Below are 16,408 nucleotides of genomic sequence, written 5' to 3'. Positions count from 1 at the left end.
GTTGGTGAAATCGCATAAAAAAATCCGATGACTAGTGATCATCGGATTTTGAACTTATGAAAGGATCGGTCAACCGATCCTTAGATTTTTTAACTATTGCCGCTTAACTGATCGGCATTAGGCCTAAGCCGGGTTTTTCATAAACGATAGCGCTTGAGCTGGCTGTCGGGTAAGGAGCAGCCATTACTGGCTGCCCCTCCCCTAAGAACCGTGCGTGCGAGTTTCCCCGCACACGGCTCAAGCCTAACTAAATCAGTACACAAGTACTGACCAGCGACTCAGCTTTATTTACCTTGTCTTTCAAGATCGTGTTTACGAGCAACAAATACAGCACATACGCCAACTAAAAAGCATATACCTAGGAAGCCATACATCAATATTTCTGCGTTCATAAACATTCTCCAAAAGGCATCGCATGATTCAACAGAACATTTTGCTTAGACGAATTTGTTTGCAATATAACCCATAACAGCAAGGCTCATACCAGCGATTAGTCCTATAGAACCAAACGCCAAACCAGCCTCATGGCTGCTAATAGCTCCTAAAGCAAACTCAGCGTGAATACTAGTGATGCTAACATACAGGCCACCACTAAAACCCACAGTTCCAAACAGAAGACCAAGAGTTTTTCCAACTTTCATAGAATTTCCATATCAATGAATTCAGTCCAGACTATAGTCAATTATTGTTCATATTTAAATAGCTCGGTTTATCCATAACATGCAATTGTCGATGACAATTAGGATGCAACAACACCAAATTACTCAGTTTATCGCTTCCACCTTTCACCCTTTCCACAATATGATGGATATTCCATCCTGTTTCCTTGGTGATCAGTTGGTTACACATAACACAACGTTTCCGTTGTCTAAGCCATAACATCAGCAATTTGTCTCTACCTTTCATTGAGTCTTTCCAAGCTCGCTCAAGGCGCTGCTCGAAATAAGGCTCAAATTCAGGCAAATACGGATTTGCCTCTGCCCTGATTTTAATGTGTCGCTTAATCGGAGTATCCATGGTGTAAACAAGTCGAACGTTATCACCCTTATTGTTTACGCCAGAAAATACCCAGTTGCGGTTGCCTGCTGATTTAAAGTACTTGTCTTTAATCCAGCGTTTACGACGATTTTGATGTCGTCGACGGCACCACTGCCAGAGCATTTTCCACATCCGATAGTCCACATAATTAAAGGTCTCTTTCGCCACAACGTGTCGGTGATAATTTGCCCACCCCTGCAAAACAGGATTGAGTGCCATTATCAGATTTCCAGCAGTTGTCGCTTTGTTACCTGTCACTATGTTTTTCAACTTTCCAAGTACATTGCGCATGTTCTTCCGGCTTGGCTTCACTAGCAACTTACCGTCAAAACTACGCAGATGCTGTCCCAAAAAGTCGAACCCCTCGAAAACATGGGTTATGACCGTCTTCTCCTCCGATAGCGTTAGTCCGCGTTGTGCCATAAAAGCCACAACAACGGGTTTAACTTCACGTTCCAGTAGCTCCTTCGAGATCCCGGTAATGATGAAGTCGTCCGCATATCGGACAAAATTGACCTTAGTCTTGTAGCTGGCTTTGGTGTTCTTCCTCCCAAAATGGGATTCAAGCTCCGCTTCCAAACCATCAAGTGCCATATTGGCCAATACTGGAGAAATGATACCGCCTTGCGGCGTACCCGCCTCCGTGGGGAACAAACCACCAGATTCCATGAATCCAGCCTTAAGCCATTTTCTGAGAACCTGTTTATCCAACGGAATGTTGGCAAGTAACCAGTCATGGCTAATGTTGTCAAAGCACCCCTTAATGTCCCCCTCCAAAATCCATTTGGCTGAGTTCTTTCTACTCAGTGCAACAAAGCATTGCTCAATTGCATCGGCAGTAGAACGCATTGGGCGAAACCCATAGCTATTTCGGTCAGCAGTTGTCTCCGACACAGGGTCCAAAGCCAGAAGATACAACGCTTGCATGGCTCTATCTAACATGGTCGGTATTCCCAAAGGACGGCGTTTGCCGTTCGATTTAGGAATATAAACCCGCCGCAACGGTTTAGGTTTATAGCCACTTCGCGACAAGCGCGTGATGGCCTTCCATTTACACTCAGGTGTACTCCACAACTCCCCATCGACACCGGGCGTTCCTTTGCCACGGTTTTCTGTCACTCGTTTAACCGCCAATGCCTTGGCAGCAAACGAACGTACCAACAAGCGTTGCAAAGCTTTCACTTTACGCCACTGTTGTTGCTGAGTCGCTTTCGCGATCCGTACTTGTAGCCCTCTCACTCTTTGATGTATGACGTTCCAATTAATGGAGTGCCAACTACTCGCCGAGTGGGAGAACGCAGGTACTGAAAACGCCGTACTCATCTTGCAGTTCTCCTATGCTAAAAAAGCGTTGAGAGAAAACAAGCCACTTCCCTTACGGGAAGCAATTTGCTTCCCACAAGCTCAGTGATTGACGGCTTTACACGTCTTCACACGATTAAAGACCAATTGAAAGTCAGCACCGTTTCCGGTCAGGGCAAAGTCTGAACCCCTATCCAACCCATTACAGGCTGGCATTCGCTTACTTCAATCTCCTTTACCCACTCAATCAACAGTTCACCTTACGGATCACCTGCCCAAGCCGAAACTATGAGGGCGATTGATTGGGCTTATCGAGTTCCGTTGCAGTCACACGAACAACGTAGGTTCTGCCTATTCACCGATGGCTGAATGACGACGTATTCCCAGATGTAAAAGGAATAACCAGCCACATACCTTTTGGTTAGAGCGTATCAACAATGTTTCGCTCATCGCGGTTGACGGTGTTTAACAGCAGTTCACATACGTTAACCCTATTGTCCAGCCTAGCCTTCAGTCAGTGTATTGTTCACCAACTACACCCTCCTCGCGGAGTACAGTGCCACCTAAGTGGAAGTACATTGTCAGGAAGCTTCGCACCATGCCGTTACCAGCATCGCACTATCCCTAGGCTACTGTTAGTCGTATAACAGGTCTCACTATCCGCAAGCGGATGAGACAATAACCGCAACAGCTTACGTCAGTAGGACGCAAGTAGCCGGAATTGGAATTACCGCGCAGACCATAGCCAAAAGCCATAATCGACGTGTCATTACACAACGACTTACAAACAACTAAATAGTAAGTAGAAAACGAGTCTAGACTCGCAGTAAGGATTCAAGGACAAGCCCTGAAGACAATTTCAGAAAGGACTTTCTAAAACGGCAGAAGTCAAAACAACAAATTGACTGACATTCCAATCGTAAAACGATTGCGCGGTTAACCCTCATAGAGAGGATAGTCCGGCAACGTTTTATTTCCGATGCCGGAAACCGACTACTAGTTTTGCAGGATGATGGAGTGAGCACCAGCGGTGCTAGTGCTCACTATGAATATAGCCTGCTAGGTTAGCGACCTACGCGACTCTCGTCGCACTACATCATGCCGCCCATGCCACCCATTCCGCCCATGCCGCCCATATCAGGCATTGCAGAAGCAGCTTCCTCTTTAGGTGCGTCGGTCACCATAGCTTCAGTCGTGATCATCAAGCTTGCGATTGATGCAGCGAACTGAAGTGCAGAGCGCGTTACTTTTGTAGGATCAAGGATACCCATATCGATCATGTCGCCGTAAGTATCGTTACCTGCGTTGTAACCGTAGTTACCTTCACCGGCTTTAACGTTGTTAGTCACAACAGATGCTTCTGCGCCAGCGTTAGTAGAGATTTGGCGAAGTGGCGCTTCCATTGCACGTAGCGCAAGGCGAACACCGTGAGTTTGATCTTCGTTCTCACCAGTTAGTTCGGTAAGTTTTGCTGCAACACGAACCAATGCAACACCACCACCAGGTACTACGCCTTCTTCTACCGCAGCACGTGTCGCGTGAAGTGCATCTTCTACGCGCGCTTTCTTCTCTTTCATTTCAACTTCTGTTGCTGCGCCTACTTTGATAACGGCAACACCACCAGCAAGCTTAGCAAGACGCTCTTGCAGCTTTTCTTTATCGTAGTCAGATGTTGATTCTTCAATTTGACCACGAATTTGCGCTACGCGACCTTCGATTGCATCTTCTTCGCCAGCACCATCAACGATCGTTGTGTTGTCTTTGCTGATCACTACGCGCTTTGCTGTACCTAGGTCTTCAAGCTGTGCTTTTTCTAGCTCTAGGCCGATTTCTTCAGAAATCACAGTACCACCCGTTAGGATTGCAATGTCTTGTAGCATCGCTTTACGACGATCGCCAAAACCAGGTGCTTTAACTGCTGCAACTTTAACGATACCGCGCATGTTGTTAACAACCAATGTAGCAAGTGCTTCACCTTCTACATCTTCAGCGATGATAAGAAGTGGCTTAGACGCTTTAGCTACACCTTCAAGCGTAGGTAGCAATTCGCGGATATTAGAAATCTTTTTATCAACTAACAAGATGAACGGGCTGTCTAGCTCAACTGTGCCGTTTTCTTGGTTGTTCATGAAGTAAGGAGATAGGTAACCACGGTCAAACTGCATACCTTCAACTACGTCTAGTTCGTTTTGAAGTGCCTGACCTTCTTCTACAGTGATTACGCCTTCTTTGCCTACTTTGTCCATTGCGTCAGCAATGATTTGACCCACTTCTGAATCAGAGTTTGCAGAGATGGTTCCTACTTGTGCGATTGCTTTGCTGTCTGCACAGTCAACAGATAGAGACTTAAGCTCTTCAACTGCCGCTGCTACCGCTTTGTCGATACCGCGCTTAAGATCCATTGGGTTCATGCCTGCCGCGACAGACTTAAGACCTTCTGTTACGATTGCTTGCGCAAGCACAGTTGCAGTTGTTGTACCGTCGCCCGCTTCGTCATTTGCTTTAGACGCAACTTCTTTTACCATTTGCGCGCCCATGTTCTCGAACTTGTCTTCAAGCTCGATCTCTTTTGCAACTGATACACCATCTTTAGTGATCGTAGGTGCGCCGAAAGACTTGTCTAGTACAACGTTACGGCCTTTAGGGCCTAGTGTTACTTTTACTGCGTTTGCTAGAACATTTACACCCGCAAGCATTTTTGCGCGAGCGTCGTCAGAAAAACGTACTTCTTTAGCTGCCATCTTATAATTCCTCTATATTCTGTTTACTTAAAAATGGTCTTATTCAACAACCGCTAGGATGTCGCTTTCGCTCATGATTAGCACTTCTTCGCCATCAAGCTTTTCAGTCTTAACGCCGTAGCCATCGCTGAAAATTACGATGTCACCCACTTTTACATCGAGTGCTTTAACATCACCATTTTCTAGAATACGACCGTTACCCACAGCAACAATCTCACCACGAGTTGACTTTTCTGCTGCAGAGCCCGTTAGCACGATGCCACCGGCAGATTTGCTTTCTTGCTCTTGACGCTTAACGATAACGCGATCGTGTAAAGGACGGATTGCCATTTTCAAATCTCCTGAAAATTCCAATTTTATTTAACGAGTAAACCCGATAAAGGGTAATTTAATACGCAGCAACGTGTGACTAAGCAATCGCCACTGCGCGATAATTTGTATGGGAGGTAAAATGGGGATACCCATATAGATCTCAAGTCTGGGAGTGAAAAAAAAACCATTTCTTTTGTAAGTTTTTTAAATCACGTCACTTTTTATGGCTATCCGCAGGTGATTACTTTCGGGAATGAGGATTGTCTAGAGTAGACTTATCGTCTGTCGTATCTACATACTCCCCCTCAATCACACCATCTTGCTGTGAACTCGCGGATGACGAACCAGAATACGGGTTACCGCGCTCTGCGTAATGCTGATGGGAGTGTTGATAATGGGCGTACTGTTGTTGTGCTCCGCCGACAATATGCACCTGCATACGTTTTAGCAAAGCACCCGCAATGGCAGGACGAGTTATTGGCAGACTAAGCAGAAAGCCAATGCCGTCAGTAATAAAACCTGGTGTAACCAGCAATACGCCAGCAATCACCAATAACAGTCCCTCTGCCATCTCCTGACCGGGCAAGGCGCCGCTCTGCATTTTTCGCTGCGCTTGCATTAACGTGGCAAAGCCCTCTTTTCTGACCAGCCAAGCCCCTAAAAAAGCAGTTGCTATAACAATGGCAACGGTATTCCAGCCGCCAATCTCTTCTCCCACATTGACCAAAAGTGCGATCTCAATGATAGGAAGAATTGCAAATAACAAAAATAATTTACCGAACACCATATTTCCTGTTAGAAAGTCTGTTAAATTGAGACCCGTTTTCTCTCTCAACGTTTCGTCGACTGTCGATGTAATTGGTCTCTTTGTCTTAAACGAAATGGGGGAGATAAGACATAATAGCAAGTCTTTTTCGATATTTTTGAAAGCTTTTTGGCAGGCATCGGGTCATTCTACACCAGATAAATACAGGAGCATGAGCTATGACCGACGTGTGCATTGTACTTTGTACGTGCCCAGACACCAACAGTGCTGAACGTATTGCTTCTGCATTGATTGAGCAGCAGCTTGCTGCCTGTGTTTCTATTTCTCATCCCATCACATCTCTGTATCGATGGGAAGGAAAGGTGGAAAAAAGTCAGGAATTCCAGCTGGTAATAAAAACCCAACACGCCGTTTTAAACGACGCTTATGATATGGTAAATACGCTGCATCCCTATGATGTCCCTGAGTGGTTAGTGATCCAAAACATCACTGGCAGTGAACCTTATATTGAATGGTTAGAAAGTTGTATACGATGAAATTTAACGCTTTACTCTCAGTTTTTGCATGCATTTTTATTGCTCTTGCTGGTCAGGTTCACAGCCAAACGTCTGGCGGATTCAATGACCTGTTCTCAGACGAGCCTGAATTTTTGCCTGTTGATGAGGCTTTTCAATTCGACTTTACCCAAAAAGACGATCAGCTCACATTAACTTGGCAAATCGCAGAAGGTTATTATCTTTATAAAAAACAGTTCAAAACTGCCGTAAAAGATGCCGAAATTGGTACGCCACGTTTTCCAGAATCAGTACAAATAGAAGACGAGTATTATGGTATTTCTGACGTCTTCTTTAATCAGGTAAGTGTTAAATACCCCATTATTCACTCGGTTGAAGATGGCGTGGTTAAGATTAGATATCAAGGCTGCGCAGAAGCGGGACTGTGTTACCCACCCACAACCAAAGTGGTGTATTTATCAGAGGTCAGCGGAAATTCACTATCTGAGACTATGGCTACTGAATCGGACACAACACCGGCTTCAGCACCCGTTTCTCAACAATTCGAGTTGGCAAATTTATTGTCGTCAGACAAAAGCTTAGCTGTTCTTTTGGGCATCTTTCTTTTACTTGGTATCGGCTTAGCCTTCACCCCCTGTGTATTTCCAATGTACCCCATTTTGTCAGGAATTATTGTTGGCCAGGGTAAGCAAATCCGTGCATCAAAAGCACTATGGTTGTCATTTGTTTACGTACAAGGCATGGCTATTACCTACTCGCTGCTTGGTTTGGTTGTCGCGTCTGTGGGTGTCCAGTTTCAAGCGGCTCTGCAACATCCAGCCATTCTTGTCACATTCACCGTCATATTTATTGTGCTCGCGCTGGTTATGTTTGGCACCTGGGAATTACAACTTCCAAGTAGATGGCAAGAAAAGCTTAATGGACTTAGCAATCAACAAAAAGCAGGCAATGTGGCAGGGGTATTCCTTATGGGAGTAATTTCAGGTTTAGTCGCCTCACCTTGCACTACCGCACCGCTCACCGGTATTTTGCTTTACATTGCGCAAAGTGGTGACTTGATACTGGGCTTTACCGCACTTTACGCACTAAGTTTAGGCATGGGAATTCCATTAATGCTATTTGGTGTCACCGGCGGTAAACTGTTACCCAAAGCGGGTAGCTGGATGAACGTTGTTAAGGTCGCGTTTGGTTTCATGATGCTTGCTGTCGCACTTATTTTTATTGAACGGATGATTATTCAATGGTGGACAGAACTAATTTGGTCAGCACTGGGTTTGGCAACGTTCGCCTATTTCTACACAATGAATCAGAATACTGAACTTACCTTTATGAAAGGGGTGCGTAACCTAACCATTTTGCTTGGTTTTATTCTGTCTTTTCTGTGGGGTTACCATACGTTGAGCCAACAATGGCAACTGAGCCAAGGTTCAACCAATACCCCTTCAACGTCTTCTTATCAGGTGAAGCACCCGCCATTTATGAAAGTAAAAGATCTTGATGATTTTCAGCAAAAACTTCAAACCGCCAACCAACAAGGCAAAAGTGTGATGGTCGACTTATATGCCGACTGGTGCGTCGCCTGTAAAGAGTTTGAAAAGTATACCTTTACTGATGTGCGCGTTATCAACTCGCTTGAAGACACCGTATGGATGCAAATTGACCTGACTGATAACACGCCAACCAATATTGCTTTTCAGGAACATTTTGACATTTTAGGTTTGCCAACCATTCTCTTTTTTGACGAAAGCGGTAATGAACTCACGGCGGGGCGCGTAACTGGCTTTATGAAAGCGGAGCCGTTTGCAAACCACGTCAATGCCATACTTAAATAACAGAGCAACATAATGAATGTGATTACGCGAGTAGTACTTAGTTTATTCGTAGTAATCGCATCACGTAACACCGCCAACGCCTATTGTATTGAACAATGGGCGTGTATTGAATCTAGTGAAACTGTTGATGGTGTGCAGTTTTATGTGGAAAACAAACGTGCCTATCCCTTTACTGCCTCGTTACGTGTGTCAGGGGAAAACCTGTTAGACAGCCAAAAATTGGCAGACAACGCTAAAGGCAACACCTTTGAGCGTTCTGTGGTGGTAGAAGGCAATACACGGCAATTGTTTCTGTCTCTGACCAAGGCACGGCAGCACCTCCCGTTTTCATATCACGATGCGTTTTTTTGGGCGCCCGGAGATATGCACGCAACGCACGATGATATAGCTTATTTAAAACCGTATGCTAAAGGACAGTACTTCCCCATCGTGCAAGGATTTAGAGGCAGCTATAGCCATTCGGGCGCATCTCGCTATGCAATTGATTTTGACATGCCAATTGGTACACCCATTCATGCCGCGCGAGATGGTGTAGTGATTGACATAGCCGAGCATCACAACCAAGGCGGAGCCAGCAGACGCTACGCCAAATATGCTAACTACATCGTGATTTTGCATAGCGACCGCACAACGGGCGAGTACTATCACCTCAAATACAACGGAGCGGCCGTCTCACTGGGGCAATCGGTGAAAGCCGGAGACATGATTGGATACTCAGGCAATACTGGCTTTTCGTCTCTCCCACACTTACATTTTGCGGTTTACCGTGCCAAACCATTTGGTAAGTTTGAATCATTACCTTTTCGATTTAAGTAAAACTAAAGACCACATTAATCGAATTGCCACGATTCTTGCGTTAACGCCATGGTATCTTCCGCTGCGACGGGTCGAGAAAAATAATATCCCTGAAATTTTTCACAGCCATACCGAGTAAGAAACTCAATATGTTTGAGCTCTTCAATACCCTCAGCCACACACTGCATATTTAAACTGTCTGCCATACTCAATGTCGCCTTGATGATCGCTTCGTCACTGGTGTCATAACCAATGTCTTCAACAAAGCTCTTATCGATTTTTAATACATCTATCGGAAATTCCTTCAGATATTTCAACGAGGAGTAGCCTGTTCCAAAGTCATCCAAAGCAATCACAAATCCATAGTTGGTCATGCTACTCATATAGGCTTGCGCACGCTCATAATCACGCATAAGCGCGCCTTCAGTAATTTCAAAACGTAAGTTTGACACCGATAAATCATGAGACGCCAACATGTCAGCAATCTCTTCCAATGACATTTGCCGGTCAAAATGTCTCGCTGACAAATTAACCGAAAGGTAAATCGAGCGTCCACAAGCTTGCCAACTAGCAATAAGCGGTAGTGCACGCGATATCGCGTTAAATGTCATTTTTTCAATCAACCCCAACTCTTCTGCAACGGGAATAAACACATCAGGCGGAATAAACACACCGTCATGCTCCCATCGCATCAACAGCTCAAAGCCATCAACCGTTCCGGTTTCGGCATCGATAATAGGTTGATAAAAATTATAAAATTCGTCGTTTTTGAACCCCTGTTTAACTTTGTTCTCTAGTTCAAGACGTTGTTGTGCTTGAAAATTCATATGCTCGGTAAAGTACTGGTAGCCACTTCGCCCTTGCTCTTTGGCGTGATACATTGCGATATCAGCATTACGCAATAACGACTCGGCATCGGCAGCATCACCGGGAAATAAGGCAATTCCGATGCTGGAAGAAACACTCACCACTTGTTGTCCTAACGTGACAGGCGCTTCGAGCACTGAGATCATTTCACTCGCCAATGCACTCAATTTCGATGGTTCTTTTACATTTTCAAGCACCACCACAAACTCATCACCGCCCAGTCTTGCCACCGTATCATCTTGGCGTAATAAGGCCTTTAATCGCTGGGCAATGATCTCCAATAGCTCATCACCTGCCTTGTGGCCCAAGCTGTCATTTACCTGTTTAAAGCGATCAAGATCAATAAAAAATAAGCCCAACGCTTTTTGTTGTCGCTTGCATTGGTCAATGGCGTGGTTAACTCTATCGAGCAATAATGTACGATTCGGTAACCCCGTTAAACTGTCATAACTTGCCAGCCTACGGAGTTTATTTTCTGCACGTTTTTGCTCGGTGATATCAGACATGATCAATAAGTAAAAATCTGCACCACCTTCGCTTTTATTGCCGTCTATACTGGTTAGGGTAATCAACACATGGCCGCCAAGCCCAATCTTCGTTTGAAGGTTCTCTTCGCCTTTCCAGTGTTCTTCTGTGTTGAGGTTGTACAATTTCTTCCAGAAGTTAGGCTGATTTTTTGTTCCAAGCTGCATAACTTCTGCCACTTGTTCTTCTAATTCAGCCTCTTCGTTGATACCAAAGGCTTCGTTAAAGGCCGCATTGGCAGCAACAGGCTTATAATGACGATTTAAAATCATTACCCAATCGCGGGTATGTTTGAACGCCTCACCGAACAAGCGTACTTTTTCACGGTTGGCCATGCTTTCAGTTACGTTGGTATAAGTGCCTGATACCACAATATGGTCAGGATCATGGCTATCACTTACCACGCTTCCTACGTCGCGATACCATTGCCACTCGCCGTTTTGGCTTTTCAATCGGTAAGTAACATCAAACCCCATCGCCTGATTGTCGATAAAATAGTGCCAACGTTGAAGATATAGCTCTCTATCAGAGGCATGAATGAGTGACACGTGTTTATCAAATGAGATGTCGTTTCCTAAGTCTCCGTAGCCCAGTTCATCAGACATACGAGGCGCATAATACAGTCTCTTACGCGCATCCCACTCCCAAATGTTACTGTTACTGGCCGTTAACGCCATGGTTAATCGGTTACGACTTTTCAGTGCCTCATTATGAGAGTCTCGAATTTGGCGCTCCTGAATGTGACGTCGACTCCACCACGATATGAGCAGGATAAGAGAGAGCAGCACATAAAAGCTGTACGCCACAGGTGACGCCCAAGGCGGATGGAACACCTGTATTGAGAGGGTTGCAGGAAGGCTTCGCTTGCCAGTGATAGGATCAATAGCTGTCACCGCAAATACATAGTCGCCAGGTTTTAAGGTTGGAAAAGTCACTTTGGGCTCTTTTGTAGCGGGATAAAGCACCCGTTCTTCGCCTTCCAATTGATATTCATAACGCGTGTTTTGAATACTGTCATAATTTAACGTGGAATAACGAATTTCAAGCCCTACCTGATCGTGCTCTAACTCAATATACTTAGTGCCATCATCATGTTCAGATACTTCCAATGGTTGTCCCGCTATCGAAATTTCCGTGATCCACGTGTGATAAGCAGTTTGGTTAGATTTTTGAAATTGGCTGGGATTGAATAGTGTTAACCCTTTTTGTGACCCATACACAATGCGCCCATCTAAAAGTTTGAGGTTCGCGCCTTGGTTAAACTCATTCGTAACAATGCCATCAAGCACAGTAAATTGCTGAACGTGTTTATTTTGAGGATAGAGCTTTAAGATCCCCTGATGTGAACTCATCCATATATTGCCCTGCCGATCTTTGGTTAACCCGTACACCACGCTAGTGGGTAACACGTTATTCCTATTGAGAGTAACTTTCTCCTCTCCCGTTGATGGGTCAATGGCAACGAGGCCATGCCCAGGATAAGCTATCCACAACAAGCCTTTGTCACACATCACCACAGAATCAGGCGCTAAGTCTTTCACCAGCATGTCGCTGGTTAGCGAATGAACCTTCGTCAGAGTATTGTCGTTAATATGATAGCGGTACAAGGCGCGCTCTGCGGCAATGAGAAAACTATCAGGCTTATCAATATCATCAAATATTTTATAAATGTCTAAGACGGGCAGTTGTTCGTTAATACCATCAACAAAGTGAATCTCTCCCGTCTCTGGAGAATAGGTGACAACGCCAAAATCTGTTACCACCCACAGTAAATCATTATGACCTTTGTAGGCATACCATACATTGTTACTGAGTAACTCTTCTGCTTTTTTGTTAGCAAACATAGGCGGCACTACTGCACCGGTGTTTGCATCAAATAGCAAGAGTTTATTGAGTGTTACTAGCCAAAGGTGGTTCGCCGTTGCAGGCAATACTTGGTACACAGTAGAGTTTGATTCCAATGCTTTCTTGTCTTGATTGACGAGAAACTGCGCTGCCTTTTGCGTATCTACATCAACGCGATTCAATCCATTTCGCGTGCCCACCCACAAGGTATCTTTATCTGACTGATATAACGACTGCACCACACCACTACTAAGTTGCCCCTTATTCTCTGACACAGAGGCTAAATTCTGATTAGTCGTCAGGTTAGAAAAGTGGGTGGAACGACTCACCCAATAAATCGCCCCATCATATCGGGTAGCCAGCCACAAGTTACCGCGCTTATCTAACAACATATCCACGATATTGTTATCAGAAATGTATTCTCGCGAATCGGTTAAACGAAAAAGATGGATTAATTTCCCGGTTTGCGGTGCTAGCTTATAGAGCCCGTCGTCTGTTGCCACGTAGTAGAATTGCTTATCAACAGGCAGCATCTTCCAAATATTCAGTGTTTCGATAACGCGCTCAACATTGACAGTATCGGTTTTACCAAGAATATAATTCTCAACCCCTCTAAGGTTACTCTTATAAAGACCTTCAACCGAGCCAATCCACAATGTCTTTCCGTCGTCGACACGCAGCAATTTAACATTCTGATTATTGCTGTTTTCTGTCACAGGACGCGTGTGATGTATACGCTTAGACTCACCATTTTTGAGGTTAACGCCAAATAATCCCGACGTGGTAGCCAACAACAAGATATTGTCGTTCGCCCAAATTTTTCGAATGGCTTGTCCTCGAAATACATCGGTATCATCTAATGAGTAGATAACACGGTTTTTATTTCCTCTGCGCTCAATCACTCGCTCGTTTAAAGCAATGAGAAGCCGATCACTGTTTTGAGGAGCAAAAAAATCACTGGCATAGTCGTAAAAATCAGGTTGGCTCAATAATTTCCAATCACCCAATCTTGTCGATTCAAGTGTATTTGGATTTAGTACATGAATGCCTGCGACACTGGAGCTGACAAAAATAGAACCGCTTTTCGACATAAATACGTTGTCGATGGTAATGTCTTTGAAGACTTGATCGGAGCCCAAAACCGGTTTAACTTGATAGCCATCGAAACGATTGAGACCACCGTGAGTCGCCACCCACAAGTAACCTCGTTGGTCAACTAATAAGCTGGTCACGCTGTCTTGCGTTAGCCCTGAAGCAGTTGAGAGGACGGAAAATTTAGGTTCATTTAGTAGCGGGGTTGCATATGTCAGCCAAGACATGCAAAACAATACAATAACAACGACATAGCGAATAACGTCGACGTGCTTGATATTTCTTATTTTTCTATTAATCAATGCAGGTATCGCCAAACTGTTTCCTCTTTTAGGTGTTATAAGCCTGCGCTATGGCAGGCTCAAAATAATCGAGGCATGGCATCCTTGTCGGCCTAAGTTTTTCCTTATCGTGTGCCGAAAATTTTGTCTCCAGCATCACCCAACCCTGGCAATATGTATCCTTTTTCATTCAATTTTTCATCGATAGATGCTGTATAAATATCAACATCAGGATGTTTTTCAAGCACGGCTTCAATCCCCTCAGGTGCCGCAACTAAAAACAGCCCCATGATGCGCTCACACCCTTTTTGCTTAAGTAAATCGATGGTCGCAATAAGCGTGCCGCCTGTGGCCAGCATTGGGTCAACAATCAGCGCGGTACGCTTGCCAACGTCTTTTACAACTTTGTCAAAGTACGCCACTGGCTCTAACGTTTCTTCATTGCGATAGAGCCCTACCACACTAATTTTAGCATTAGGCACAAGCTTCATAACGCCATCTAGCATACCTAGACCCGCACGCAAAATAGGTACCACAGTGATCTTCTTACCTTTAATGTTTTGAACCGACATAGGCTCGCCCGTCCAGCCAGTAATGTTAACTGTTTCGGTTTCCAAATCGCGGGTTGCTTCGTAAGTCAGTAAATTACCAACCTCACTGGCTAGCTCTCTAAAGTCTTTACTGCTCACGCCTTTAGCACGCATTAACCCGAGTTTATGTTGAACCAATGGATGCTTAATCTCATACACAGCCATTATGTGCGAACCTCATTGTGTATCGTAGAAATAGTATGTGAATACTCTATCAATTGTGGATAAAATTCTACAAAAGTTTGATAAAAAAATTCATGATGCTGGTTAATGTAAGTGTATGCGCTATCAGCAAAAATCACCCGATTTTTTAAACGATTTTCGATATGTTTGAAAGCAGCTAAACAGGTGTGAATATATTGGTAGTTATCGAGCCACTTATCTGTCAATAAGCTGGTTTTGATATGATGAAATCTCGGTGAAATAAAAAGCGCGCTGTGTTCCAGTTCTTGATAAAAGCTATCACACACTTCTGACAGCGAAATGGCACAATAAACATCCCAGTTTTGACAAAGTAAATAGTCAAAGTAGATATCAGTAATTACGCCAGCCATACGCCTTAAATGTGTGGGATAGGCCTTGTTCAAGACTTTAATTGAAGGATGTCGGTCAGTAAAGATGTCGATTTTGCGATGCAGCCATATGCCATGTTGCAATTCAGCAGGTAGCGACAAATACGCATCGCCTTTAACGAAGTCTCCTAGGAAATTACCTAGCAGAGAAGTGCGTGTTTCTCTTGCAAGGTGAATATGGGCTAGGTAATTCAAATAACACCTTATTATATGTTAGTTATGCTCTGCGGCTCTTTTTGGCAAGGTCGGTCAGTCCGCGGCGCAGCGGCGCAGCAATAATCACTTCTAACAGTTTCCCCCACCCAGGGACCGGTAACTTGGGCTCAAAACGAATTTGGTAATCAAGCGTACACCCACTTTGTGTAGCTGTAATACGCATTTCTCCAAGATGATTCTTAATGGGGCTGCCTTTACTTACACGGTATTGAATAAAACAACAGGGTTCAAATTGGGTAATCACTTCCTCGAAATTACCCGTTACATTATAGATTCTACGTACTGATCCGGATCCGTTAATATTATAAAGTCCATCAGTTTTAGTCGAGTCTGTCTGAGGGGCATCCTTTACTCGCTTTATATTCGCACCGATGATTTCGCCAAATCGTTGGTGATCGGCTAACTGTGCAAACAGCCAATCAGCAGGTTGATGAAAGTTAATGACTAAGTTAACCATATTCATTTAATGCTTCTCTCCGTAAAAACTTGCTGCAAACGTCGGTGATTAGACCAGTATTTTGCTGAGATTTTTCAGATAACTCATATAATGGGCTCAGCTTATCCTGTTAGTGATGATTTTTCATACTTTTTTAAAAAGATAGGCTAGTATTTTACTTTGAAATACCTAATCATGGATTTTTTACGGAAAATAGCGACAATATCGTGAAAGTTTTATTACTTAATGGCCCAAATCTCAATATGCTAGGTAAACGCGAACCTGAAGTGTATGGTTCTCGTACTTTGGCAGATATCGTGACAGATCTTCGTCAAATTGCCTCTCAAAACGGCATTACATTAAGTGATGTTCAGTCGAATGCAGAGCATGAACTCATTGACGCCATTCATCAGGCTCACGAAAATATTGATTTTATTATTATTAATCCCGCTGCCTACACACACACCAGTGTCGCTATCCGTGACGCATTGCTAAGCGTTGCCATCCCTTATATTGAAGTTCACCTGTCTAACGTACATGCCAGAGAGCCGTTTAGGCATCACTCTTACTTGGCCGACAAAGCGGTTGGCGTGATATGTGGGTTAGGGGAACAAGGCTACGAATTTGCTTTGTATGCAGCGAAAAAGCATCTACAGCAACAAAAAGACACCAACGAATAAAGA

The 16,408-nt window shown here is 44.2% G+C and carries 13 protein-coding genes; 4 read left to right on the top strand and 9 right to left on the bottom strand.

The window, feature by feature from the left end; translation table 11 throughout:
- Positions 1-437: 437 nt before the first annotated feature.
- The 5 genes from OE749_RS16475 to OE749_RS16455 all read right to left on the bottom strand — a co-directional run bounded on the left by OE749_RS16475 (position 438) and on the right by OE749_RS16455 (position 6,177).
- Positions 438-641: a hypothetical protein gene (locus tag OE749_RS16475; RefSeq protein ID WP_263713577.1), complete on the bottom strand. Its 204-nt coding sequence runs from the start codon at positions 639-641 to the stop codon at positions 438-440.
- Between the two features lie 37 nt (positions 642-678).
- Positions 679-2,361: a group II intron reverse transcriptase/maturase gene (gene ltrA, locus OE749_RS16470; protein ID WP_263713576.1), complete on the bottom strand. Its 1,683-nt coding sequence runs from the start codon at positions 2,359-2,361 to the stop codon at positions 679-681.
- Positions 2,362-3,431: 1,070 nt separating this feature from the next.
- Positions 3,432-5,081 (bottom strand): chaperonin GroEL, encoded by a 1,650-nt coding sequence (groL, locus tag OE749_RS16465; RefSeq protein ID WP_263713575.1) that lies wholly within the window; start codon positions 5,079-5,081, stop codon positions 3,432-3,434.
- A gap of 39 nt (positions 5,082-5,120) precedes the next feature.
- Positions 5,121-5,411, bottom strand: a complete 291-nt coding sequence (locus OE749_RS16460; RefSeq protein WP_263713574.1) for a co-chaperone GroES — start codon at positions 5,409-5,411, stop codon at positions 5,121-5,123.
- A gap of 223 nt (positions 5,412-5,634) precedes the next feature.
- Positions 5,635-6,177, bottom strand: a complete 543-nt coding sequence (locus OE749_RS16455; RefSeq protein ID WP_404828197.1) for an FxsA family protein — start codon at positions 6,175-6,177, stop codon at positions 5,635-5,637.
- 200 nt (positions 6,178-6,377) lie between these two features.
- On the opposite strand from OE749_RS16455, the gene cutA reads away from it, so the two are divergent.
- The 3 genes from cutA to OE749_RS16440 are packed head-to-tail and all read left to right on the top strand — an operon-like array spanning position 6,378 to position 9,322.
- Positions 6,378-6,695 (top strand): divalent-cation tolerance protein CutA, encoded by a 318-nt coding sequence (gene cutA, locus OE749_RS16450; protein ID WP_263713572.1) that lies wholly within the window; start codon positions 6,378-6,380, stop codon positions 6,693-6,695.
- Complete coding sequence (locus OE749_RS16445) at positions 6,692-8,506, top strand: protein-disulfide reductase DsbD (protein WP_263713571.1); 1,815 nt, start codon at positions 6,692-6,694, stop codon at positions 8,504-8,506. The genes cutA and OE749_RS16445 overlap by 4 nt, the downstream gene beginning before the upstream one ends.
- 12 nt (positions 8,507-8,518) lie before the next feature.
- Positions 8,519-9,322, top strand: a complete 804-nt coding sequence (locus OE749_RS16440) for a M23 family metallopeptidase (protein ID WP_263713570.1) — start codon at positions 8,519-8,521, stop codon at positions 9,320-9,322.
- Between the two features lie 14 nt (positions 9,323-9,336).
- On the opposite strand, the gene OE749_RS16435 is transcribed toward OE749_RS16440, so the two are convergent.
- The 4 genes from OE749_RS16435 to OE749_RS16420 form a co-directional block, all read right to left on the bottom strand.
- Complete coding sequence (locus tag OE749_RS16435; protein WP_263713569.1) at positions 9,337-13,947, bottom strand: EAL domain-containing protein; 4,611 nt, start codon at positions 13,945-13,947, stop codon at positions 9,337-9,339.
- 89 nt (positions 13,948-14,036) lie between these two features.
- The gene (upp, locus tag OE749_RS16430) at positions 14,037-14,666 is read right to left on the bottom strand and encodes a uracil phosphoribosyltransferase (RefSeq protein ID WP_263713568.1); all 630 of its coding nucleotides are present in this window, start codon (positions 14,664-14,666) and stop codon (positions 14,037-14,039) included.
- Entirely contained in the window at positions 14,666-15,268 is a 603-nt protein-coding gene (locus OE749_RS16425; protein ID WP_263713567.1) for an acyl carrier protein phosphodiesterase, read from the bottom strand. The genes upp and OE749_RS16425 overlap by 1 nt, the downstream gene beginning before the upstream one ends.
- A gap of 22 nt (positions 15,269-15,290) precedes the next feature.
- Positions 15,291-15,752 carry an SRPBCC family protein gene (locus tag OE749_RS16420; protein ID WP_263713566.1) on the bottom strand — a complete coding sequence of 154 codons (462 nt, stop codon included), beginning with the start codon at positions 15,750-15,752 and terminating at the stop codon, positions 15,291-15,293.
- 200 nt (positions 15,753-15,952) lie between these two features.
- Between OE749_RS16420 and aroQ the strand changes: the two genes are divergently transcribed.
- On the top strand, positions 15,953-16,405 hold the full coding sequence (gene aroQ / locus OE749_RS16415) for a type II 3-dehydroquinate dehydratase (RefSeq protein WP_263713565.1): 453 nt from the start codon (positions 15,953-15,955) through the stop codon (positions 16,403-16,405).
- Positions 16,406-16,408: the final 3 nt, after the last annotated feature.

Origin of the sequence: Fluctibacter corallii, from assembly GCF_025751585.1 — a bacterium.
Taxonomy (GTDB): Bacteria; Pseudomonadota; Gammaproteobacteria; order Enterobacterales; family Alteromonadaceae; genus Fluctibacter_A; species Fluctibacter_A corallii.
Note: the sequence above shows the minus strand (reverse complement) of the source record. Positions and strands in the feature narration are given on the sequence as shown.

Coding starts and splice junctions, on each gene's coding strand:
- OE749_RS16475 (WP_263713577.1), bottom strand. CDS start 641: ATGAAAGTTGGAAAAACTCTTGGTCTTCTGTTTGGAACTGTGGGTTTT.
- ltrA (WP_263713576.1), bottom strand. CDS start 2,361: ATGAGTACGGCGTTTTCAGTACCTGCGTTCTCCCACTCGGCGAGTAGT.
- groL (WP_263713575.1), bottom strand. CDS start 5,081: ATGGCAGCTAAAGAAGTACGTTTTTCTGACGACGCTCGCGCAAAAATG.
- OE749_RS16460 (WP_263713574.1), bottom strand. CDS start 5,411: ATGGCAATCCGTCCTTTACACGATCGCGTTATCGTTAAGCGTCAAGAG.
- cutA (WP_263713572.1), top strand. CDS start 6,378: ATGACCGACGTGTGCATTGTACTTTGTACGTGCCCAGACACCAACAGT.
- OE749_RS16445 (WP_263713571.1), top strand. CDS start 6,692: ATGAAATTTAACGCTTTACTCTCAGTTTTTGCATGCATTTTTATTGCT.
- OE749_RS16440 (WP_263713570.1), top strand. CDS start 8,519: ATGAATGTGATTACGCGAGTAGTACTTAGTTTATTCGTAGTAATCGCA.
- upp (WP_263713568.1), bottom strand. CDS start 14,666: ATGGCTGTGTATGAGATTAAGCATCCATTGGTTCAACATAAACTCGGG.
- OE749_RS16420 (WP_263713566.1), bottom strand. CDS start 15,752: ATGAATATGGTTAACTTAGTCATTAACTTTCATCAACCTGCTGATTGG.